The organism is Pelotomaculum terephthalicicum JT, from assembly GCF_022410535.1.
Taxonomy (GTDB): domain Bacteria; phylum Bacillota; class Desulfotomaculia; order Desulfotomaculales; family Pelotomaculaceae; genus Pelotomaculum_D; species Pelotomaculum_D terephthalicicum.
The window spans coordinates 12,219-32,420 of record NZ_JAKNBL010000009.1 but is presented as its reverse complement, the minus strand read 5'-3'; the positions used below and the strand labels follow the sequence as shown (position 1 = coordinate 32,420).

Below are 20,202 nucleotides of genomic sequence, written 5' to 3'. Positions count from 1 at the left end.
TGAAAGGAGGTGAAAAAGTGCAAGTATCTGTTGTCAATAACGTAGCGGTTCCACCGAAAGGCGGCGGATCGTTTTCTGGAAATCAGACGGACGCGGGAGGGTTTGATACGGCCATGGCTGCCGTCATGGCGCTGCTCAGTCAGCAGCCTGCCCAAACAAGACGGCCGGCGAATGATTCCGGCAATGCTGATGACAATAAAGTGAGTTCCGGAACCGGGAGGGACGCTTTTGTTGATCCGCTGATTGTCAACGATGATTTACCGGAAGATAGTATGCAACCGGCTCTTTCACAACCGGAACCACAAGTAACCGGCCAGGGAGCACAATTAACAGTCGGTGAGACAGGGCAGGCGTCCGTGCCGGGAACGCTCCCGGATGCAACCCAGATAATGCCGGCGGCTTCCCTGCCTGAGATACCGGTTGATCAACCGACGGGACTTGCCGGACAAACCCAGCCTGTTTTCGGGGCGAATGTTGAGACAGCGTCGGCGGGCGTGCCGGTGTCGGCAGGAATCCCGCTCGAAACACCTGAAACAGGTATGATGACTGGTGAAGGGCAAAACGCCCAGGCAATAATGAGAGATAATAGCGCCGCCGCAGCACAGCAACCCGCGGACGCGGCTAAAACGACAATTGTGGTGATTTCTCAAGCTGCTAACGCCCCCAATAGCCTGGGAGCGTCTGGAGAATATCCGGCTGTTCAGGATATGCAGCCGAATAGTGTTCCTTCCGGGCAGGCGGCCGGAGCGGCTAATGCTGCCGGCACCCCCGCTGAGGACGGGATGGAAAAGAATCTTCAAGATGTGTCTAATATTAAAAACGCGAACCCGGCGGTCAACGGCGCTAACGCGGGAGAGATGAAAAATGTTGCTGCCGGTACGATAGCGGCGGAAGATTCCCGGTTGACCGCTGAAAAGAAAACTGTCACGGTGGTTTCTGAAAACACCGTGCTCAAACCGGATGGCGGGAGTCAGTCCGGAGTTGCGTCAGCGGAACAACAGCGCAATGCGCAGTTAGCCTACCAGGGCGGTAATGAAAACAAGCTGCCGAACGATAAGCCAAAAGGAGCGCAAACCGCTGATGAGAGTAAAAATGTAATAATAAACAACGCGGTTGCGTCCGAAAAGGTCGAGGCCGGCAACGGGCTGGGGACTAACAATACGGCGGATGCCAGAGCTCAATTTTCCGCGCAGGTTTCCACCACGGACAGTGCGAAGGGGGTTGCGTTATCCGACCTGAGGGACAGGGTGCTTCAGGAAATCAGGCACATATACAACACAAGCGGCGGCGACCGGCAGACCCAGGTCCAGCTGAAACTTGAGCCGGAACAGCTGGGACAGCTCACAATCAAGCTGTATTTCCACAAAGGTGAATTAAACGCCCACTTCTACACCGCGAATAACAGCGTGAAAGAGGTTCTGGAAGGTTCGCTGCAGCAGTTGAGGGTTTCTCTCGATCAGCAGGATCTGAAGCTGAATGAAGCGTTTGTGTTCGTCGGGAACGGCAGCCAGGACAGCTCAAATCTTTATTATGAGCGAAGTAATGAGGGCGGCGCGGTTCATTACGGCAGCGGCAACTACCGTATTGACGGTGACATTCCTGCGGAATCCCCACAGGCTGGCGGGACCGGCACGGGTTCCTGGCAGGTTAACTACTTAGTATAACTTAGGAGGTGATATTGTGGAAGTCACATCGACTACTAATGATTACTCGTATTCAGCGGAAGCCAGCAAGAGAGATCCGGTAAAGACTCTTGATAAGGACGCGTTTCTCCAGCTGTTCGTGACCCAGCTGCAAAACCAGGACCCGACCAGCCCGCAGGATACAAGCGAATTTATAGCACAGATGGCTCAATTTACCATGCTTGAGCAACTGACAAATATGAATGAAGAAATCGCCCAACTAAAACTCTCGCAGGAAATGAGTCAGGCGTCGGCGCTTATTGGACATCAGGTAAAAATTACTTCCGATGGCAATGAAATTTCCGGGCAGGTGGAGAAAGTTACTGTCACAAACGGTGTTGTTAATGTCTATGTGAGCGGGACGGCTTACGGTTTGGATCAAGTGACCGAAGTACAGTAGAGGTGGTGCGGAATGAACCGGGAAATCAGCTCCATCCTGCCGGTCGCGCCGCTTCCGGTTGTTCCGGCGGGTGGCAGGCAGTCGCCCCGGAAAGACGACAAGCTGTCCTTTCAGGAAGCGGTGCAGCGGGAGATTGCCAAGGGTCAGGAAATAAAGATTTCAGCGCACGCTGAAAAGCGGCTGAAAGAGAGGAATATTGTCCTGGCTCAGGATGATCTGGACAAGATCAATATGGCCGTGAAACAGGCCGAATCCAAGGGCTCGCGTGAATCGCTGATTATTTACGGTGACCTGGCGTTGATCACCAGCGTCCGCAACAAGACGATAGTGACGGCCATGGACAATAATTCTACGACAGACCATGTTTTCACCAATATAGACAGTGCAGTAATCGTAAGGTAGCTGGTCCGGGTTGTTTGCTTCAACCCCATGGGAAAACCAAAAAGACAGCTACTGACTACTGATTACTGACTACTTAAGAAATCGCAGCCGGCCCGAGAGGGGGCTGCGCGGGCCGCCGAACGACTGAGGCGGCTGACCAAAAGGAGGATAATAATAATGATTAGGTCTCTTTTTTCCGGCGCTTCGGGAATGAAAAACCACCAGATCAGAATGGACGTTATCGGCAATAACGTCGCCAATGTCAACACAACCGGCTTTAAGGGCAGCAGGACAAATTTTCAGGATATTCTGTACCAGACGGTGCGCTACCCCAGTGCCGGAGATGGTACAATAGGCGGAGTCAACCCCTCACAAGTCGGTCTGGGCGTGATGGTTTCCAGCATCACCAACAATACCGGCGAGGGGGCTCCGCAAACCACAGGCCGCTCGCTTGACCTTTACATCAACGGAAACGGTTGGTTCGTATTGTCGACAGACGGCAATATGGTTGATGGGACCGGCCAAACTAACGAGGCGTATACAAGAGAAGGAATATTCTATATTGACAATGTGGGCAATCTGGTCAATTCGAGCGGCTACAACCTTTGTGATGTTGACGGCAACCCGATCACGCTTGACGTTAGTTCGAGCGGGGTGGCGACTATCAATATTGAGAAAGACGGGTATATATCCTATTCACTCCTGGACGGTACCGAGTATGAGGATGCTTTTCAAATCGGACTGGCCATGTTTCCCAACCAGGACGGCCTGGAGCGGGACGGACTAAATATATATCGAATTTCTCCGACCAGCGGGGAGGTTTCGGGTGGGGCCTACGGGGCGCCCAATTCCGGCGGCTACGGTGAAATCGACTCCGGCTTCCTGGAAATGTCCAACGTGGACCTGACCGACGAGTTTGTCAACATGATCACCACCCAGCGGGGCTACCAGGCCAATGCCAGGACAGTCACCACTTCCGACCAGATTTTGGAGGAATTGTTGAACATCAAGCGGTAGCTGTATTTTAAGCTTAATATAAGAAGGGCCTTTTTAGGGCAGTAATGCTAAGCCGTATGTTTCATATAATCCAAGAATCCAAGAAAAGTAGGTGTGGCCGTGCCGAAGGACAGTGAAAAACCTCAGGGAAAAGGTAGCCAGAAAGAAAAATCAAAAAGAAAAAAATTAATATTGATTTTGCTCATAATCCTGGTGGTTTTGGCCGGTTCTGCGGCCGGCTGGTATTTCTTTTTTAAGAGTCCAGCCGAGGATGGCGCGGTGGTGAAGAAGTCCAGCAGTGTGGAAGAGAAAACAGCGCCTGAAAAAACCGCAAAAGCGGCGGAAGTGGAATGTGAGAAACTGGATCTGGGCGAAGTAGTGGTGAATCTTTCCGGTGACGGGGGAGGGCACTACCTCAGGGTTGAGGTTGTCACAGAGTATCCCAGGGATAATAAACACCTGGCCAAGGAATTAAAGGACAAGCAGCATCAGGTAAGGGACACCTTGATTTCCACTTTGCGCACGAAAACGCTTACCGACGTCACTGCCGCCGGTGCGGTTGAGAATCTTAAAAATAGCTTGCTTAATGATATTAACAATAATTTGAAAACCGGAGATATCACCGGAATATTTTTCACGGATTTTCTGGTCCAGTAGGAGGAAGCGCTTTGATGACCGAAGAAGAAATCAAGTCTCTTCTAGGCAGCCCGAAAAAAGGCGAGGTTGAAATAAGAAAAGTACAATTTCCCTCTCTAAAACCGGCGGATATGGAAAACCTGAAAACAGGCCTGTCCCACCTGGATGATGTCTACATTGAGGTAAGCGTTGAGCTTGGTCAGGGGGACCTCAATTTAGGGGAATTGCTGAGCCTTGAGGAAGGTTCCGTGATCAAGCTTGACAAAGTTGTCGGTGAGTCGGTTGAGGTGAACGTCAACCAGCAAAGGTTCGCCAAAGGTGAAGTGATTATTGTCAACGACGTTTTTAACGTCCGGATCAACGCTGTCAACGAGGTTCAAAATTTAAAATTGTCGGAAGGCTTGATATGAGCAGTGATTTAATCTGGGCTGCGGTCCGTGTGCTGGTTGCTTTACCGGTTGTTCTCTTCATGGCTTATCTGGTATTGAAGTATGGTCTTGCCCGCCGCTATGCGGTGACGCCGGGCAAGAACCGGATGAAGCTGGTTGAGCAGCTTCCCCTGGGGCCCAAAACGGTTTTGAGTCTGATCGGCCTTGGAGAAAAGTATTACCTGCTGGCCCACCAGGACAACACAATTCAATTAATTAAGGAACTGGATGAATTACCTTTACCGGAAAAGATAGCTGCTGAAGATGTTTTGGAATTGACCCCCCGGGCCATAAAAGAAATCGATCAGATCCGGGAAACCGGTGTGACCGGGGACACAGGTCCTGTTCCCGGCCGGTTGAAAAGGGGGTTTATTTTCGAGGCAAGTCTGGCTGCTATGGACAAGCTGCGGTCACTGGGCGCTTCCCGGCAGGGAGGCGGCATGCGACGTGGCAATAAGCAGAATAGGTAATGTGAAATGAGTGAAAAAGTTTGAAGGTTAGGCTCACGGTCCTTCTCCTGCTATTGGCATTAACATTTCTCTTGACCACGGAAGCGGCGGCCGCGCCGCTTCCGGCTGTTGACCTGAATATTCATCCTTCTGACAGCCCGGAGCAGGTGGTGGACAGTGTCAAGCTGCTTGTCCTGCTGACGTTATTGTCACTGGCGCCTGCTTTCCTGGTGATGATGACTTCTTTTACCAGGATCGTGATTGTGCTTTCATTGCTGCGGACAGCCCTGGGAGTGCCCACGATTCCAAGCAATCAGGTTGTTATAGGTCTTTCCTTGTTTCTGACGGTATTTATCATGGCGCCGACTTACCAAGAAATCAATGAGGGAGCGCTCCAGCCCTACTTGAATAACCAGATCAGCCAGCAGGAGGCGCAGGAGCTGGCGGCTAAGCCTTTGAAGAGCTTTATGCTCAGGCAGACCAGGGAAAAAGATCTTGGATTGTTTGTCAATCTGGCGAAAATAGAAAGGCCGGAGAAACCTGAAGATGTGCCTTTATATGTGGTAATACCTTCGTTTGTGATCAGTGAATTGAAAACGGCTTTTGAAATCGGGTTCCTTCTTTTTGTGCCTTTCCTGGTTATTGACATGGTTGTGGCCAGCATTCTGATGGCAATGGGCATGTTTATGCTTCCGCCGATCATGATCGCGCTGCCTTTCAAATTGCTTCTCTTTGTAATGGTGGACGGCTGGTCGCTGGTTGTTAAATCCCTGATGGAAAGCTTCCGGTGAGGAGGAGGAAAGAAAGTTGAGCCAAACCTTCGTTGTTCATATGGCGCGTGAAGCTTTGTTTATGGTTTTGCTCCTTGCGGGACCGTCCATGGCTGTGGCGCTTTTGATCGGCCTGCTGATCAGCGTGCTGCAGGCCACCACCCAGATTCAGGATCAAATGTTGAATATGGTGCCGAAAATAGTGGGGATGTTTTTAACTTTGCTGCTGCTGGGTTCCTGGATGCTGAAAAATGTAATTAATTACACAACGAACCTTTATGGCCAGATACCCAATTTACTACATTGACCGGGGTGTTGATATTTGCCCGATATAAACCAGTTGTTAGCCTTCTTTTTGGTGTTTTTAAGGGCTGCAGCCTTTATGATTTCGGGGCCGCTTTTTGGTTTTAGGGGTATCCCGCCGCTTTTTAAAGTCTGTTTTCCGCTGGCGCTGGCCATTGTTCTTTTCCCCACCGCCGCCGCCAACCTGACAGCGCTGCCCGGAGGCGTCTGGGGGTATGGGCTGGCGATTATCAGCGAAATTGCTGTCGGCTTGCTATTAGGCATCACGGTAACAATTATTCTAAACAGTATCCGGATGGCCGGCCAGATGATTGATGTCCAGATTGGCTATTCCATGGCCAGCATGGTTGACCCGATGAACGGGGTGCAGAACACGCTGCTTGCCCAGTACTTGTACCTGCTGGCGCTAATTCTCTTCCTGATCCTGGACGGCCATTACACCCTGATTATGGGTCTGGCGAAAAGCTACGATCTCGTGCCGCTGAGCGCGGCAACCCTGATGAATGGAAGCATGCCGCTCGTTCTGATAAAAACTTTTTCCGGGGCGTTTACCATTGCTTTACAGGTGAGCGCGCCTGTCCTGGCTGTGCTGCTGGTGAGTGATTTGGCCCTTGGCTTTTTATCGCGCACCACACCGCAGATCAATGTGTTTCTAACTGGTTTTCTCGTTAAAATAGCAGTCGGTCTGTTGACCTTGAGTTTTTTAATCCCCTTGCTCGGGACTGTCTTTCACTCATTGATCAACATGATCGAAAGAGATTTATATTCATTAATGAGAGTGTTGATATAAGTGGCCGGCAGCAGCAGCGCACAGGAAAAAACGGAACAGGCGACACCTAAGCGCTTGGAGGAAGCGCGGAAAAAAGGACAGGTGGCGAAAAGCGTTGATTTAACCGGTGCTTTATGCCTGCTGGCGCTAGTGATTTTGCTATATGCCGTAAAAGATTCTTTTTTTCTGGACCTGCAGCGTTATTTGACCGGCTATTTCAGCGAGGTCGGCGGCCACTACGGTGCGGATTACAACCCGCTGCTGTCGCTCAGCGACGCGGTGATGTTTTCCTTGAAAGTGCTCGCTCCTTTTTTTGGAGTCGCTTTGCTGGTGGTTATGGTTTCCAACATTGCTCAGGTTGGTTTTCTTCTTTCCAGTGAAGCGCTGCGGCCCAACCCTAACGTCTTAAACCCTTTGTCGGGCTTTCAGCGCATGTTTTCACGCCGCAGCCTGGTTGAGCTGGTCAAGTCAATCGCGAAGTTCTCGATAATCGGCGGGATTACCTTTCAATTAATTAGAAAAAGTCTGGATAGCCTGCTTGTGCTTTTTCACTGCTCACCGTGGGGGATTTATCAGGTAGTAGTTGGTTTTATTATTAAAGTGGCCTTCTGGGCGGGGCTGTGCTACCTTGTTTTAGCGCTGTTTGATTATCTGTACCAGCGCTATGAATACAATAAAAGCCTGATGATGAGCAAGCAGGAAGTGAAGGATGAATTCAAACAGATGGAAGGCGACCAGCAGATTAAGTCCAGGCGGCGGGAGGTCCACCGCAATATTTCCATGAGCCGGATCGCCAAGGAAGTGCCGAAGGCCACTGTGGTGGTAACCAACCCGACCCGCCTGGCGGTTGCCCTGCGTTATGAGCAGGGCGAGATGGCGGCGCCCCGTCTGGTGGCTAAAGGGGCGGGACACTTCGCCTTGCGGATTAAGGAAATTGCCGGCGACAATGCCGTTCCGGTCATTGAGAATAAAGAAGTGGCGCAGTTTATTTATCATAACGTGGAAATCGATCAGGAAATACCGCTGGAGATTTACCAGGCTGTGGCGCAAATCCTGGCCATGGTTTACCGGCTGAAAGCAAAAGAAAACTACCGATCTTATTAAGTGAGCAGGAGTCAGGAGTCAGAATAAAAGAACAGTATCTTGTGATGAATTATTCTGAATGCTGACTGCTGAATTCCGAACAAATAAAAAGTTAGTACTCAGTGCCCAGAGTCAGCAGTCAGAATAAAAGAAAGAACATTTATTGTTTTGAATTATGCTGAATTCTGACTCCTGACTTCTGAGTACCTAACAGTGATAACAAGCGAGGGAAAAATGGCTTCTCCAACACCCCTGCCCGTAACGGCAAAAGCGTATTTAAAAAAGAGCAGCGATTTGATTATCGCCGGGCTGATCGTTGGGATCATCCTGTTGATCATTATTCCGCTGAAGCCTGCTTTTCTAGACGTCCTGCTGACTCTGAGCATGACCATGGGGCTGGTGGTTCTCTTAATCACTATGTTTACTGTCGAGCCCTTGCAATTTTCTGTTTTTCCTTCGCTCTTGCTGGTAACCACGCTTTTCCGCCTGGCGCTGAATATTTCGTCCACCCGCTTGATTTTGAGCAACGCGGCGGCCGGTAACGTAATCGCGGCTTTTGGAGAGTTTGTGGTCGGCGGCAGCTATGTGGTTGGTATGGTCGTATTTATTATTATCACTGTCATCCAGTTCGTGGTGATCACCAACGGCGCAGGCAGGGTGGCGGAGGTTGCCGCGCGGTTTACCCTGGACGCCATGCCGGGCAAGCAGATGAGCATTGACGCCGAGTTTAACGCCGGCATGATTAGCGAGGTCGAAGCGCGGGAGAAGCGGAAACGCCTGCAGCGTGAAGCTGACTTCTTCGGGGCGATGGACGGGGCCAGCAAGTTCGTCCGCGGAGACGCCATCGCCGGTATCATTATCATAATTATCAACATTCTGGGCGGACTGATTATCGGCATGGTGCAGAAGAACATGCCTTTTATTGAGGCGCTGCAGACTTATACATTGCTGACCATCGGTGAGGGTTTGGTTGCCCAGATACCGGCGCTCCTTATTTCAACCGCGACTGGTATTCTGGTCACCAGGGCCACTTCCGAAACCAGCTTTGGCAAAGATCTTTCAAGCCAGTTTTTAAATTTCCCGAAAGTATTGATAGTGGCCACATTTATCCTGTTTGTGATCGGCCTTATTCCGGCTATGCCGAACATATTGTTTCTCTCCCTGGCCGGCATTACGGGATACTTTGCATACAGCATGCTCCGCGCGGAGCAGAAAAAATCGACGACGGAGCGGGAACAGGTTGCGCGGGAGAGCCGTGATCGAAAGAAAGAGCCGGAAAATGTTTCCGCGTTCTTCCAGGTGGATACCTTGGAAATTGAAATAGGTTATAATCTGATCCTGCTGACTGACGAGGGGCAGGGCGGTGACCTGCTGCACCGTTTGGCGGCTGTCCGGCGCCAGTGCGCCGGGGAAATGGGCATTTACGTACGCCCAATCCGGATCAGGGATAACCTGCAGCTTAACCCGAACGCGTACTCTTTTAAGCTGCGCGGGGTAGAAGTAGCCGCCGGCGAGTTGATGCCGGGGCAATTCCTGGCCATGGACCCGCTTGGGCAGGAACTGAACGTCAAAGGAACACCTACCACTGAGCCGACTTTCGGCCTGCCTGCCTGGTGGGTGGCCGCTGAAGACCGCGACCAGGTGGAGATGACCGGTTTTACCGTTGTCGACTGTGCCACCGTGCTGGTCACCCACCTCACCGAGATTGTGAAAAAGCACGCGCATGAGTTGCTGGGCAGGCAGGAAGTGAAGGAACTGCTGGATGTTGTCAAAGAAAAGAATTCGGTTGTGGTGGAGGAACTGGTTCCTGACTTGATGAGCATGGGCGAAGTGCAAAAAATCTTGCAGAATCTACTGAAAGAAAGGGTGCCGATTAAGGACCTGGCCAGTATTTTAGAGGCGCTGGCGGACGGCGCCAGAATAAGCAAGGACCCCGACTACCTGACGGAATGCACGCGGCAGGCCCTGGCCAGGACCATTTGCAGCCAGTATACCGGGACGGACTCATCAAAAATAGCGGTAGTCACTTTACACCCCAGGTTGGAGCAGTCGGTTGCCGAATCCATCGAGCAGACTCAGATGGGTTCCTATCCTGTTTTAGAACCGCAGGTTGCCAGGCAGGTTTTAAATAAGTTGAAGGAAACGGTTGATAATCTGGCCTTGCGCGGGTTGCCCCCGGTGGTTCTCTGCTCGTCAAAGGTACGCCTGCCGTTTCGCAGGCTGACAGAAAGGCTGCTGCCGAACATGGCGGTTCTTTCAATGAATGAAATAGCTCCGAATATTGAAGTTGAAGCTGTAGGGACGGTGATGTTTGATTGAAAATTAAACGTTATGTAGTTAGAGAAATGCAGGAGGCAATCAGGCTGATAAAGCAAGATCTGGGTCCGGAGGCGGTGATCGTCAGCAGTTACCGGGTGCCTTCCAAGGGCCTCGCGGGGTTTTTTACGCCCAGGCTGCTGGAAGTTACCGCCGCCCTTGATGAGCCCCACGAGATCAATCTAAGATTGAAAAGAGCCCCGGCGCAGCTCACTGCGGCGGCCGGCAACACGGCAGGCAGGCAAACTCACCCCGCAGCGCCGCTGCCCCTGAAACAGCAAGGACATGGTGGACGCACGCTCTACCTTACCGGCGGCGGACACGGCGCAAAGCAGCAAGGGAACCCGGTGAACGGCCGGCCGGCGGTGGAGCCGGGCGCCAACGCGGACACCGGCGTGCGGTTTGTCCAGCCGGGCCACGAAAGGGGAAATCTCTTTGAAATGATTGTGAACAAAGAAATAGGGGCGAGCCGGGGCGAAGATTTGGTAATCAACTGGCGAGAAGCGCTGCTGAAAATGGATGTGGATGAAAATATCGTCGATAGTCTGTTGTCGGACCTCGGCAGTGAGTCAAGCCAGCCCGGCGCTGAATCCGAAAATGCCTACCTGCATATCAAAAGGCAAATCATCCGCCTGTTGGAGCCGGCCTACATACAAGCGCCAAAAGCAAGGGTGCTGACCTTCGTCGGTCCCACCGGGGTGGGAAAGACAACCACGCTGGCAAAGTTAGCGACCAAACTCAGCCTTGACGAGCAGAAAAAGATTGCCCTGGTTGCAGTGCAGACATACCGGCTGGGAGCGATGGAACAACTGCAGGTTTATGGAGATTTTCTGGGTATTCCGGTTGAAGTGGTGATGACTCCGGCTGAACTTGGCAGAGTGTTGGAAAACCACGCGGATAAAGACTATATCCTGGTAGATACTGCCGGCCGCTCGGCGCGAAATAACGGACAACTGCTGGAGTTAAAGAGTTTTCTTAATGCTGTGGGAGAGCCGCAGGACATCTTCTTGGTTTTAAGTTTAACCACAAAAAACAGGGATTTAAATAAAATCGTTTATGAATTCCAGCGGATTAAGTGCTCAAAAATAATCTTCACTAAGCTTGATGAGACCGAGACTTTTGGCTCTGTTTTAAATGTAGTCAATAATTATGGCATGCCTGTGGCCTACCTGGCGGACGGCCAGGGTATACCGGACTGCATCAGCTAAGCTAAGCCCAGGAGCATAGCGGAACTACTTTTCAGGGGAGTTGACCCGGATGAAACTATGGCCACCTAGAGCGGGCCGTATTTACCGGGGTTCGATAGCGAAAAGCGAAAACATGCCGTACGGTCCCAGGGCCATAGCCGTGGCAAGCGGCAAAGGCGGAGTCGGCAAGACCAGCTTGTCGGTTAACCTGGCGCTTTGTCTGGCCGGGATGGGCCTCAAGGTCACTCTGTTCGACGCGGACCTGGGCCTGGCAAACGCAGAGGTAATGCTTGGGCTGACACCCCGCTTTAGCCTGTATGAAGTGCTCTATGGGGATAAAACCATTGATGAAATAATTGTGCCCGGCCCGCTGGGGATAAATGTTATATCAGGCGGTTCCGGTTGCCTGGAGATGGCCAATTTGGACCACGCCAGGCGGCAATGGCTGCTGAAAATGTTCGACCGGTTCAGCGCTCCTGACGACGTTCTAATTATCGATAACGGCGCGGGCATCAATAAAAATGTGCTGGGTTTCTTAGCGGCGGCGGGGGAAGTGATCATAGTGGTTACGCCCGATCCGACTTCGCTGACCGACGCTTACGCGCTGATCAAGGTGCTGGCCAATTATAAAGTGCATTCGGAAGTATATCTGGTGGTGAACCGCGCGGCCGGCAGGCAGGAGGCAATGCGCACGCTAAGCAAAATTCAAGCGGTGGCCGGCCGGTTCCTGGAAATAAAGATTAACAGCCTTGGCTGGATCCCCGAAGACAAGCAGGTGGCCCAGGCAATAAAAAGGCAGCAACCTTTCTTTACGGCCAGCCCCTCTTCAGCCGCTTCCCGCAGTGTTGCCGGGATGGCGGAGCTATTGACGGGAGGAACGCGTTCTGCGGCGGCTGGCGGTGGGTTCTGGAGCAAGTTGATGGGTTTATTTTGTTAGGAGGAACATATTTGACAGCGCGGAAATGGATTAAGATAAACCAGAACATCAGGGTCGCCCGTTTAAATAGTGAAGATGACTGGTACGCTTCCAGCGTGCAGGATGTCAACGAGCGTGAATTCTGCATAGCGGTTCCGGTGAAGGAATCAAGGCCGCTGGTTTTAAGCAAGGGAGATCAAGTAAAAGTATCGTTTATTGCTGATATGACGCGGTATGAGTTTACCACCATGACACGCGGGCGACGGCACGATAATATCCCGCTGTTTGTGCTGGCCATGCCGGAAGATTACACTCGGGTGCAGCTAAGGGAGTTTGTCAGGGTTCCCACGACGTTGGAAGTTAAATATGCCAGGCTCCCTTTGGAAGGCAAAGAACCTGTTTTTATAAAAACAGATAGTTTGGATTTAAGCGGCGGCGGGATGAGGATATTGATCAAGAGTGATTTAGCCGCGGAAACGCGTTTAATGATCAAATTCGCTGTTCCTCTGAAAACAGGACCTCAGGATATAGACGTTGTCGGCAGAGTGTTAAGAACATGGGTTGATGAGCGCACAAGATTGCGTCAAGCCGCTATCCAATTTGTAAAAATAAGCCGCAAACAAGAGGATTTAATTACCCGCTTCTTGTTTAACAGGATGTCTGAGCAAAGGCGGTTAAGATAAATTGAATTTTTTGTATGAGATGTCTTCTGATAAAAAAGAGCAGCCTCCTCTATGGAAATGGGTGATGACATGGCTGTTAACGAAGAACTTTGGCGGGAATACCACACAACGAGGGAGAAAAGCATCAAGCATGAGTTGGTTATGGAACACCTTCCTTTGGTAAAACATCTCGCGGGGCGGCTGGCGGTAAGACTGCCTGCCGTAATAGACCAGGAAGACCTGGAAAGCTACGGGGTGTTCGGCCTATTGGAGGCGGTGGACAAATTTAATCCTGATCTGGGAACCAGCTTCAAGGCTTTTGCATACAGCCGCATCAGGGGCGCCATGATTGATGAAATACGGAAGCTGAACTGGGTGCCCCGTACGGTATGGCAAAGAATACAGCATTTAAATGCGACAAGGGAAAAATTGCAAAAAGAACATGGTGACAATGTGTCGGGCGAGATGCTGGCTGAGGCAATGGGAGTGAGCTTGTCTGAGTTGCACAGGCTGGCCGGGCAGACCAACCTGCTTAGTCTTTCTTCACTGGATGAAATCACGCCGGGCACCGAAGGTGAAACTGTCCGCTTGGTGGACTTAATCCGGGATCCGGCAAGTCCCGATCCCCTGGATATTGTCGAAAAAAAGGAAGGCAGGCGTCTTCTGGCAGAAGCGATCGGCCAGCTGAATGAAAAAGACCAGTTGGTATTATCCCTATATTATCAAGAAAAGCTGACCTTAAAGGAAATAAGCAAAGTGCTTGAAGTTTCGGAATCAAGAGTCTGTCAGCTGCATACCAGGGCGATTGACCGGCTGAGGAAAAAGCTGGAGCAGGTTTCCTACCTGACCGTGTGAATTGTGTAATAGTGTAATAAATGAAACAATTAATCGAAGGGTGTGGTACGAATTGCTAAGAGGCTTATACATGGCTACTTCCGGGATGGATGTTTTGCAAACATGTATCGACGGCACGGCCAATGATATTGCCAACGCAACTACTCCGGGCTATAAAAAGGACACATATTTAATAAGAAGTTTTCCGGAAATGCTTATGATTGAAAAGGGTGGTCCGCAGAATGAAAAATCATCATTGCCGCAGAAAACCCGGAGGATTGGCACCACCGGGATAGGGGCGCGGCTGGCGGAAGTGTCAACGGACTTCACCACGGGGATTATCCGGGAAACCGGGAATAAGACAGACATTCTCCTGAAGGGGCCGGGGTTTTTCGCGGTTGACGCTTCGGGACAGGGTGAGCCGGGCAGAGTTGGTTATACTCGCAACGGCGCTTTTAAAATTGACGAAGAAGGCTATCTGACTACTGCCGGGGGTTATCGGGTGCTTGGCGAGAACGGCGAGATATCACTGGGAGACGCGGAGTTGAAATTTGATGTCGAGTCCGACGGGAGCATTACGGTCGACGGTGTCCGGGTGGAAAGGCTCCGCCTGGCTGAATTCAGCAGCCTCGACAGTCTCTACAAGGAGTCTGACGATATATTCATCGACAGGGATGGAGCGGCTGAAACCGCGTCCGCCACTACTGTCAAGCAGGGTTTTCTGGAAGGTTCCAATGTCAATCTTGTGGACGAGATGGTAAGCCTGATTAAAGTGACCCGCGCATACGAGGCTAACCAGCGGATGATTCAATCTCAAGACGAGCTGCTGGCTAAAGCAGTTAACGAGGTGGGCAGCTTAAGATAAAATATTTTTATTGTATATCGCAAATAAGATCGGATAATGGTATTTTTTAAAAATTATGGTATTATAGAGGTGGAAGGTTATGCTGAAGGCATTAAGCAGCAGTGCTTGTGGTCTAAACGCCCAGCAGCTGAGAGTGGACACATTGGCTAATAACCTGAGCAATATCGATACGCCTGGCTATAAAAAACTCCGGACTAATTTTGCCCAACTGATCAACCAGTCAGTTGTGTATACCGGTTCTCCAGGCAATCCTGAGGTAACCTCGGGCAATGGTGTGCGGGTGGCGCAAGTAGCCAAGTATTTTAGCCCGGGTGACGTCGTAAAAACCGGGCGCTCGCTGGATCTGGCAATTAATGGGGAAGGTTTTTTCCGGGTTGTCCGCGGCAACGAGGAGTATTATACTCGCGACGGCACTTTTAACCTTGATGAGTCCGGTAACCTGGTAAATCCTAATGGCTGTGTGCTGGAGGGAATCCGGTTTAGCCCCGATACCGACAGGATTATGATTTCCGCGGATGGAACAGTGGAAGCCGAAGGCCCCGAGGGTATTTCTGCATCAGGTCAAATCCAGCTTTACAAGTTCACTAATTTAGCGGGACTGAAGCTGGAGGGAGGGGATCTTTTATCATTTGACGATACGGCCGGAACGGTTGCGCCCGGGATTGCCGCAAGTCCGGGTTACGGTACGATTATACAGGGGTTTCTGGAAATGCCGAACTTTAGTTTGGTGGAGGAGATGGCAAATTTGATTGAAGCTCAGCGTGCTTACGGATTTAATGCCCGGACTATGCGTACCGCGGATGAAATGTGGAGTATGGCTAATAATTTGCGGAAGTAGGGTGATCTAAAAATGCAGTCTTCACCGGTACGGGAAGCTGCGGCATTCCAGGAGGCGAAATTGACCGAGATTCAGGTGGGTATAGCTGATTTGAAAGTTACGGCACAGCCGCATCGTTTGATAACCCTGGGCCTTGGTTCCTGTGTCGGGCTTACTTTGTACGATCCGGCTACCAGAGTGGGGGGGTTGCTGCATATCATGCTCCCTGACAGCACCCAGTTCAACAGCGTAAATAAACCGGCTAAATTTGCCGATTTGGGAATACCCCTCCTGTTATCGGAGATTGGACGATACGGAGGCAAAGTAAACAATCTTCAGGCGAAGATTGCCGGCGGGGCGCAGATGTTTTCCGGGCTGAATGAAAAATTTGTTTTAAATATCGGGGAGCGAAATATTGCCATGACCAGGCAGACCTTAAAAAACCTGGGTATCCGGATAATGGCGGAGGAAGTGGGCGGAAACAGGGGCAGAACCATGATTCTGGATACAACTAACGGTCAGGTGATTATACGGACGGTAGGTACACCAGTGAAAGTGATTTGAAGGCTAGGCAGAAAATATCACTAGTGGATGGAGATAAAAGAATCAAGCATGGACTTTTCACTTTTTAAAGATAGAGTGCGCAGCAATTTTAAACTGAACTTAAACGCTTATAAAGAGAATCAATTAAAACGCCGGCTGGACAGCCTGATGACAAAACAAAAAATAAGCAGCGGCGACTACGCCGGCTTTCTAAAGCTCTTGCTTTCAGAGCAAAAGGCTTACATGAATTTCCTGGACACCGTGACTATCAATGTATCCGAGTTTTTTCGCGATAAAGCGATGTTTGACGTACTGGAAGAAAAAATACTGCCGATGCTGTTGGGAAAAGGTACCCTGAAAGTCTGGAGCGCGGCCTGCTCCAACGGGGCCGAGCCATATTCCATGGCCATTATTTTGAATGAGTTGTCTCCAAATCGCCGTCACCAGATCGAAGGAACCGATTTGGACCGGAATATTCTCCAGGCTGCGGCCACGGCTTGTTACAATGCGGATCAGGTGCGCAATGTCAGCAGCGCCAGACTGGCGAAATATTTCAGAAAAGAAGGCAATTCATACTACTTATCTGATAAGATTAAAAACATGGTAACCTTGCGGCAGCATGATCTGCTGCTGGATCAATACGGCCAGGGCTACGATTTGATCGCCTGCCGGAATGTGATGATATATTTTACCAGGGACGCGCAGGACGTCTTGAACAATAAATTCGTTAAAGCGCTGAGACCCGGAGGTGTGCTGTTTATCGGCGCCAGTGAAATGATCTTCAACTACAAGGAGTTGGGCCTTGAGAAAATTGCCTCATGTTATTATCTTAGAAAGTGATTGAAGAGGGGATTAATATGATAAAAAAAAAGGTAATCCCGGATGTCTATATTGACGCTTTACAGGAAATAAGCAATATCGGCTTGGGCAACGCGGCTACCGCCCTGGCTGAATTGCTTGATAAAAAAGTGGATATGGCTGTTCCCAAAGCCTTCTTTTTTGATGTGGAAGAAATATTCGACATGGTCGGTGGGCCTGAAGAAATAGTATCTTGTGTCTTTTTAAATCTAGAAGGTGATATTCACGGTACCGTATTGTTTATTTTTACGGAGCGGAGCACCTACAGGCTAATCGAAATGTTGACGGGACAGGAGGTTGGTAATGTTACGGAGCTGGACGTCATGGGTGAGTCGGCTGTTTCAGAAATAGGCAATGTGCTGACAGGCTCATTCATGAACGCCATCGGCGGGATGACCGGTCTGAGAATGAATACGTCGGTCCCCATGTTTGCTTTTGATATGTTTGGGGCAATTCTAAGTACTTCCCTGGTGGCCAGCGGTCACTGGGATGATCAAGTGCTGTTTATTGAGACAGTTTTTTTTCAGGAAACGGACGAAATAAGAGGGCACTTTTTTATGTTGCCGGAAACCGGAGCCTTAAACCGGCTTTTTGAAGCACTTGGCGTTACCGAAGGGGTATAGTTTATCAACAGGAGGGAAACTATTTTGGGAAAACGGATTTTAATCGTTGACGACGCGGCTTTCATGCGAATGATGATTAAAAATATCGTTACCAAGAACGGCTACGAGGTAGTCGGCGAAGCTGAAAACGGGCAAGTTGCCGTGGACTTGTACAAGCAGCATAAGCCCGACCTCGTCACTATGGACATTACCATGCCGGAAATGAACGGGATTGAAGGGGTTAAAGCAATTCGCGGCATTGATCCCAATGCCAACGTGATCATGTGCAGCGCGATGGGCCAGCAAGCCATGGTAATGGAGGCGATCCAGGCCGGCGCGAAAGACTTTATCGTTAAGCCGTTCCAGCAGGACCGGATCCTCCAGGCCATCGAGAGAGTCATGGCCAGGGCCGGCCAGTAAATGTATTTAGGGAAGGAATAACTTATGGACGTACTTTCCCAGAGTGAAATAGATGCCTTGTTGAACGCGCTGTCAACTGGCGAGATGAAAATTGAGGAGCTAAAGGACACCCAAAAGAATATTGATTATAAGCTTTATGATTTTCGGCGTCCGAATAAATTTTCCGAGGAACACCTGCGTTCCCTGCAGGTGCTGCATGGTGTTTTTGCAAGGTTTTTAACGAATTTTTTAACTGGTTATCTGAGAAACAATATTCAGGTGGAAGTTGTTTCCGTTGATCAGCTGACGTATGAAGATTTTATTAAATCCATACCGAGCCCGACTGTTATCACCATTTTTAAGGTAAAGCCTTTTAATGAAAATGCCATTATTCAATTTGATCCGATGTTTTTATTCCCCATGATCGACCTTTTTTTCGGTGGAAACGGGGATGCGCCGGGAGAAGTCCGGGAACTGACGGATATAGAACTCTCTGTTACGAAAAATGTCAGTGACATTGTATTGGACAACTTAGTATTGTCATGGAAAGATATTGTTCCGGTTGAACATGAGATCTTATCCGTGGAAACAAACCCCAACTTGCATCAAATTTTCCCATTTAACGAGATTGTAGCTTTGATAACCATGACTACCAAAGTGGGAGAATCAACAAAAGGCTTTATTAACCTTTGCCTGCCTTTCACTTTGCTCGATCCGGTCATTATTCAACCGGCGCAAAAGCGTTTTGGAGCGCATATTTCCGCCGCGGACGAGAAAGAGAGGAAAAAAGTCGAGTATTGGCTTGGCCTTCCGAAGATTGAACTAACTGTCGTAACCGGGCGGGCACAAATAACAGTTCGGGATTTTTTACAGTTGCAGGAAGGTGATGTGCTGGTCATGGACAGGAAGTTGGATCAGGATATGGATGTTTACGTTGGTGAAAATTTGAAATATAAAGCGCAAGCCGGTACGCTGGGAGACCAGTTCGCCGTACAAATAACCGCGCTGGCGGGGGAAGGCGATCATGATGTCTGATGGATTATTAAAACAAGAAGAAATTGATGCTCTCTTGGGCGGTTCAGATGTTGAGACCGAGCAAGTTGAAATGCTTAGTGAAGATATCCAGGAGGAAAAGCCGGATATTGAGGAACCGGTGACAGAAGCAAGCGCGTTAATAGATTTAACAGATGAAGAAAAAGACGCGCTGGGGGAGGTCGGCAACATTTGCATGGGGGCCGCTTCAACAACCCTGTCAATGCTGCTCAACCAGAAGGTTAACATTACGAGTCCGCAGGTCAGTATCACCACTATTGAGGATTTGTTTGCGAGCTTTACTGTTCCTTACATGACCATCTATATTCAATATATCGAAGGGCTTTCCGGGTTCAACCTGCTGATGATGAGATTGGATGACGCCGCCGTGCTGGCCGACCTGATGATGGGGGGAGACGGCACAAACACATCCGAAGAGTTGAATGATATCGGTATCAGTGCGGCATCAGAGGCGATGAACCAGATGATCGGCTCTTCATCAACTTCCATGGCGTCAATGTTTGGCCGGACAGTAAACATTTCTCCCCCTGAAACAATTGTATACCGCCAAGTTGAAGGAATGATCCCTCTGCAAACGGAAGTGGGCGGCCCGGTTGTGGTCGTTTCATTTAAAATGACCATAGGTGAAATTTTAGATACCCGGATCATGCAGGTTATGGGGGTGGAAACGGCCAGGGAAGAAGCGGGCTTTATTCTCGGCAATTTGTATGAGGAAGCGGGTAGGGAGCAGGATATTCAGGATGTTAAAGAAGAGAATCCGGTTGAAGAAGCTGCTGAGGAAATATTGGACAGTGCAGGAATCAGCGAATTGACGGACGATTTATTAAGCGGCATGCCGGAAGGCCTTCTCAAACCGGAGCCGCCTAAGCCGGTAACAGGCGCGAAAACAACGCCGGCGCAGCGAATGCCTGCTAAAACTTTTGCGTCAACAACGCTGGCTGCTCCGCCCGGGGTTGACCAAAAGCGATTGGATATGATTTTGGACATTCCTGTAAAAGTAACCGCCTTGCTTGGGCGGACCAAGTGGCCGATTAAGGATATCCTGGGGATAACACCCGGTTCCGTGGTCGAATTGGAGAATCTGGTGGATGAGCCGGTGGAAATACTGGTCAACGGCATTCTTGTGGCGATGGGGGAAGTCGTGGTTGTAAATGAAAACTTTGGCGTGCGTATTACCAGTATTATTGGTCAAGAGGAAAGATTGCAAAAGCTTATGCAAAGAAAGATACCCTGATCAGGTCAGGGTATCTTAG

General features: G+C 50.1%; 24 protein-coding genes. All 24 read left to right on the top strand.

What is annotated here, in order from left to right; translation table 11 throughout:
* Positions 1-17 precede the first annotated feature (17 nt).
* The 24 genes from L9W92_RS19130 (at position 18) to fliY (ending at position 20,183) form a co-directional block, all read left to right on the top strand.
* Entirely contained in the window at positions 18-1,664 is a 1,647-nt protein-coding gene (locus tag L9W92_RS19130) for a flagellar hook-length control protein FliK (RefSeq protein WP_240083212.1), read from the top strand.
* Positions 1,665-1,680: 16 nt separating this feature from the next.
* The gene (locus L9W92_RS07890) at positions 1,681-2,082 is read left to right on the top strand and encodes a flagellar hook assembly protein FlgD (RefSeq protein WP_240083211.1); all 402 of its coding nucleotides are present in this window, start codon (positions 1,681-1,683) and stop codon (positions 2,080-2,082) included.
* 12 nt (positions 2,083-2,094) lie between these two features.
* Positions 2,095-2,484 carry a TIGR02530 family flagellar biosynthesis protein gene (locus L9W92_RS07885; protein ID WP_240083210.1) on the top strand — a complete coding sequence of 130 codons (390 nt, stop codon included), beginning with the start codon at positions 2,095-2,097 and terminating at the stop codon, positions 2,482-2,484.
* Positions 2,485-2,640: 156 nt separating this feature from the next.
* Entirely contained in the window at positions 2,641-3,480 is an 840-nt protein-coding gene (locus L9W92_RS07880; protein WP_240083209.1) for a flagellar hook-basal body complex protein, read from the top strand.
* A 171-nt stretch (positions 3,481-3,651) separates the two neighbouring features.
* The gene (locus tag L9W92_RS07875) at positions 3,652-4,116 is read left to right on the top strand and encodes a flagellar basal body-associated FliL family protein (protein ID WP_240083208.1); all 465 of its coding nucleotides are present in this window, start codon (positions 3,652-3,654) and stop codon (positions 4,114-4,116) included.
* Between the two features lie 14 nt (positions 4,117-4,130).
* Positions 4,131-4,505: a FliM/FliN family flagellar motor switch protein gene (locus tag L9W92_RS07870; RefSeq protein ID WP_240083273.1), complete on the top strand. Its 375-nt coding sequence runs from the start codon at positions 4,131-4,133 to the stop codon at positions 4,503-4,505.
* Positions 4,502-4,993, top strand: a complete 492-nt coding sequence (locus tag L9W92_RS07865) for a flagellar biosynthetic protein FliO (RefSeq protein ID WP_240083207.1) — start codon at positions 4,502-4,504, stop codon at positions 4,991-4,993. Before L9W92_RS07870 ends, L9W92_RS07865 begins: the two co-directional genes overlap by 4 nt.
* Positions 4,994-5,013: 20 nt before the next feature.
* Positions 5,014-5,763: a flagellar type III secretion system pore protein FliP gene (gene fliP, locus L9W92_RS07860; RefSeq protein ID WP_353681818.1), complete on the top strand. Its 750-nt coding sequence runs from the start codon at positions 5,014-5,016 to the stop codon at positions 5,761-5,763.
* Between the two features lie 16 nt (positions 5,764-5,779).
* The gene (fliQ, locus tag L9W92_RS07855; protein WP_240083206.1) at positions 5,780-6,049 is read left to right on the top strand and encodes a flagellar biosynthesis protein FliQ; all 270 of its coding nucleotides are present in this window, start codon (positions 5,780-5,782) and stop codon (positions 6,047-6,049) included.
* Positions 6,050-6,064: 15 nt separating this feature from the next.
* A complete protein-coding gene (gene fliR, locus L9W92_RS07850; RefSeq protein WP_240083205.1) occupies positions 6,065-6,835 on the top strand; it encodes a flagellar biosynthetic protein FliR in 771 nt (256 codons plus the stop codon).
* Positions 6,836-7,918, top strand: a complete 1,083-nt coding sequence (gene flhB / locus L9W92_RS07845) for a flagellar biosynthesis protein FlhB (protein ID WP_240083204.1) — start codon at positions 6,836-6,838, stop codon at positions 7,916-7,918.
* Between the two features lie 213 nt (positions 7,919-8,131).
* Entirely contained in the window at positions 8,132-10,216 is a 2,085-nt protein-coding gene (gene flhA / locus L9W92_RS07840; RefSeq protein WP_240083203.1) for a flagellar biosynthesis protein FlhA, read from the top strand.
* On the top strand, positions 10,213-11,421 hold the full coding sequence (flhF, locus tag L9W92_RS07835; protein ID WP_240083202.1) for a flagellar biosynthesis GTPase FlhF: 1,209 nt from the start codon (positions 10,213-10,215) through the stop codon (positions 11,419-11,421). Before flhA ends, flhF begins: the two co-directional genes overlap by 4 nt.
* 49 nt (positions 11,422-11,470) lie before the next feature.
* Positions 11,471-12,337 (top strand): MinD/ParA family protein, encoded by an 867-nt coding sequence (locus L9W92_RS07830; RefSeq protein ID WP_240083201.1) that lies wholly within the window; start codon positions 11,471-11,473, stop codon positions 12,335-12,337.
* 11 nt (positions 12,338-12,348) lie between these two features.
* Positions 12,349-12,999 carry a flagellar brake protein gene (locus L9W92_RS07825; protein ID WP_240083200.1) on the top strand — a complete coding sequence of 217 codons (651 nt, stop codon included), beginning with the start codon at positions 12,349-12,351 and terminating at the stop codon, positions 12,997-12,999.
* A 51-nt stretch (positions 13,000-13,050) separates the two neighbouring features.
* Positions 13,051-13,833 carry a FliA/WhiG family RNA polymerase sigma factor gene (locus L9W92_RS07820; protein ID WP_240083199.1) on the top strand — a complete coding sequence of 261 codons (783 nt, stop codon included), beginning with the start codon at positions 13,051-13,053 and terminating at the stop codon, positions 13,831-13,833.
* A 70-nt stretch (positions 13,834-13,903) separates the two neighbouring features.
* Positions 13,904-14,677 (top strand): flagellar hook-basal body protein, encoded by a 774-nt coding sequence (locus L9W92_RS07815; RefSeq protein ID WP_240083198.1) that lies wholly within the window; start codon positions 13,904-13,906, stop codon positions 14,675-14,677.
* Between the two features lie 79 nt (positions 14,678-14,756).
* Positions 14,757-15,515 carry a flagellar hook-basal body protein gene (locus L9W92_RS07810; RefSeq protein ID WP_240083197.1) on the top strand — a complete coding sequence of 253 codons (759 nt, stop codon included), beginning with the start codon at positions 14,757-14,759 and terminating at the stop codon, positions 15,513-15,515.
* A gap of 12 nt (positions 15,516-15,527) precedes the next feature.
* Positions 15,528-16,058, top strand: a complete 531-nt coding sequence (locus L9W92_RS07805) for a chemotaxis protein CheD (protein ID WP_240083196.1) — start codon at positions 15,528-15,530, stop codon at positions 16,056-16,058.
* Between the two features lie 27 nt (positions 16,059-16,085).
* The gene (locus tag L9W92_RS07800; protein WP_240083195.1) at positions 16,086-16,877 is read left to right on the top strand and encodes a CheR family methyltransferase; all 792 of its coding nucleotides are present in this window, start codon (positions 16,086-16,088) and stop codon (positions 16,875-16,877) included.
* Positions 16,878-16,894: 17 nt separating this feature from the next.
* On the top strand, positions 16,895-17,518 hold the full coding sequence (locus L9W92_RS07795) for a chemotaxis protein CheC (protein ID WP_240083194.1): 624 nt from the start codon (positions 16,895-16,897) through the stop codon (positions 17,516-17,518).
* A gap of 24 nt (positions 17,519-17,542) precedes the next feature.
* On the top strand, positions 17,543-17,917 hold the full coding sequence (locus tag L9W92_RS07790) for a response regulator (protein WP_240083193.1): 375 nt from the start codon (positions 17,543-17,545) through the stop codon (positions 17,915-17,917).
* A gap of 24 nt (positions 17,918-17,941) precedes the next feature.
* A complete protein-coding gene (gene fliM, locus L9W92_RS07785; protein WP_240083192.1) occupies positions 17,942-18,931 on the top strand; it encodes a flagellar motor switch protein FliM in 990 nt (329 codons plus the stop codon).
* Positions 18,921-20,183, top strand: coding sequence for a flagellar motor switch phosphatase FliY (gene fliY / locus L9W92_RS07780; RefSeq protein WP_240083191.1), 1,263 nt, complete (start codon positions 18,921-18,923; stop codon positions 20,181-20,183). The genes fliM and fliY overlap by 11 nt, the downstream gene beginning before the upstream one ends.
* Positions 20,184-20,202 lie beyond the last annotated feature (19 nt).

Coding starts and splice junctions, on each gene's coding strand:
- L9W92_RS07870 (WP_240083273.1), top strand. CDS start 4,131: ATGACCGAAGAAGAAATCAAGTCTCTTCTAGGCAGCCCGAAAAAAGGC.
- fliM (WP_240083192.1), top strand. CDS start 17,942: ATGGACGTACTTTCCCAGAGTGAAATAGATGCCTTGTTGAACGCGCTG.
- L9W92_RS07810 (WP_240083197.1), top strand. CDS start 14,757: ATGCTGAAGGCATTAAGCAGCAGTGCTTGTGGTCTAAACGCCCAGCAG.
- L9W92_RS07805 (WP_240083196.1), top strand. CDS start 15,528: ATGCAGTCTTCACCGGTACGGGAAGCTGCGGCATTCCAGGAGGCGAAA.
- L9W92_RS07795 (WP_240083194.1), top strand. CDS start 16,895: ATGATAAAAAAAAAGGTAATCCCGGATGTCTATATTGACGCTTTACAG.
- L9W92_RS07830 (WP_240083201.1), top strand. CDS start 11,471: ATGAAACTATGGCCACCTAGAGCGGGCCGTATTTACCGGGGTTCGATA.
- L9W92_RS07800 (WP_240083195.1), top strand. CDS start 16,086: ATGGAGATAAAAGAATCAAGCATGGACTTTTCACTTTTTAAAGATAGA.
- L9W92_RS07885 (WP_240083210.1), top strand. CDS start 2,095: ATGAACCGGGAAATCAGCTCCATCCTGCCGGTCGCGCCGCTTCCGGTT.
- L9W92_RS07815 (WP_240083198.1), top strand. CDS start 13,904: ATGGCTACTTCCGGGATGGATGTTTTGCAAACATGTATCGACGGCACG.
- L9W92_RS07865 (WP_240083207.1), top strand. CDS start 4,502: ATGAGCAGTGATTTAATCTGGGCTGCGGTCCGTGTGCTGGTTGCTTTA.
- fliY (WP_240083191.1), top strand. CDS start 18,921: ATGATGTCTGATGGATTATTAAAACAAGAAGAAATTGATGCTCTCTTG.
- flhA (WP_240083203.1), top strand. CDS start 8,132: ATGGCTTCTCCAACACCCCTGCCCGTAACGGCAAAAGCGTATTTAAAA.
- L9W92_RS07880 (WP_240083209.1), top strand. CDS start 2,641: ATGATTAGGTCTCTTTTTTCCGGCGCTTCGGGAATGAAAAACCACCAG.
- L9W92_RS07820 (WP_240083199.1), top strand. CDS start 13,051: ATGGAAATGGGTGATGACATGGCTGTTAACGAAGAACTTTGGCGGGAA.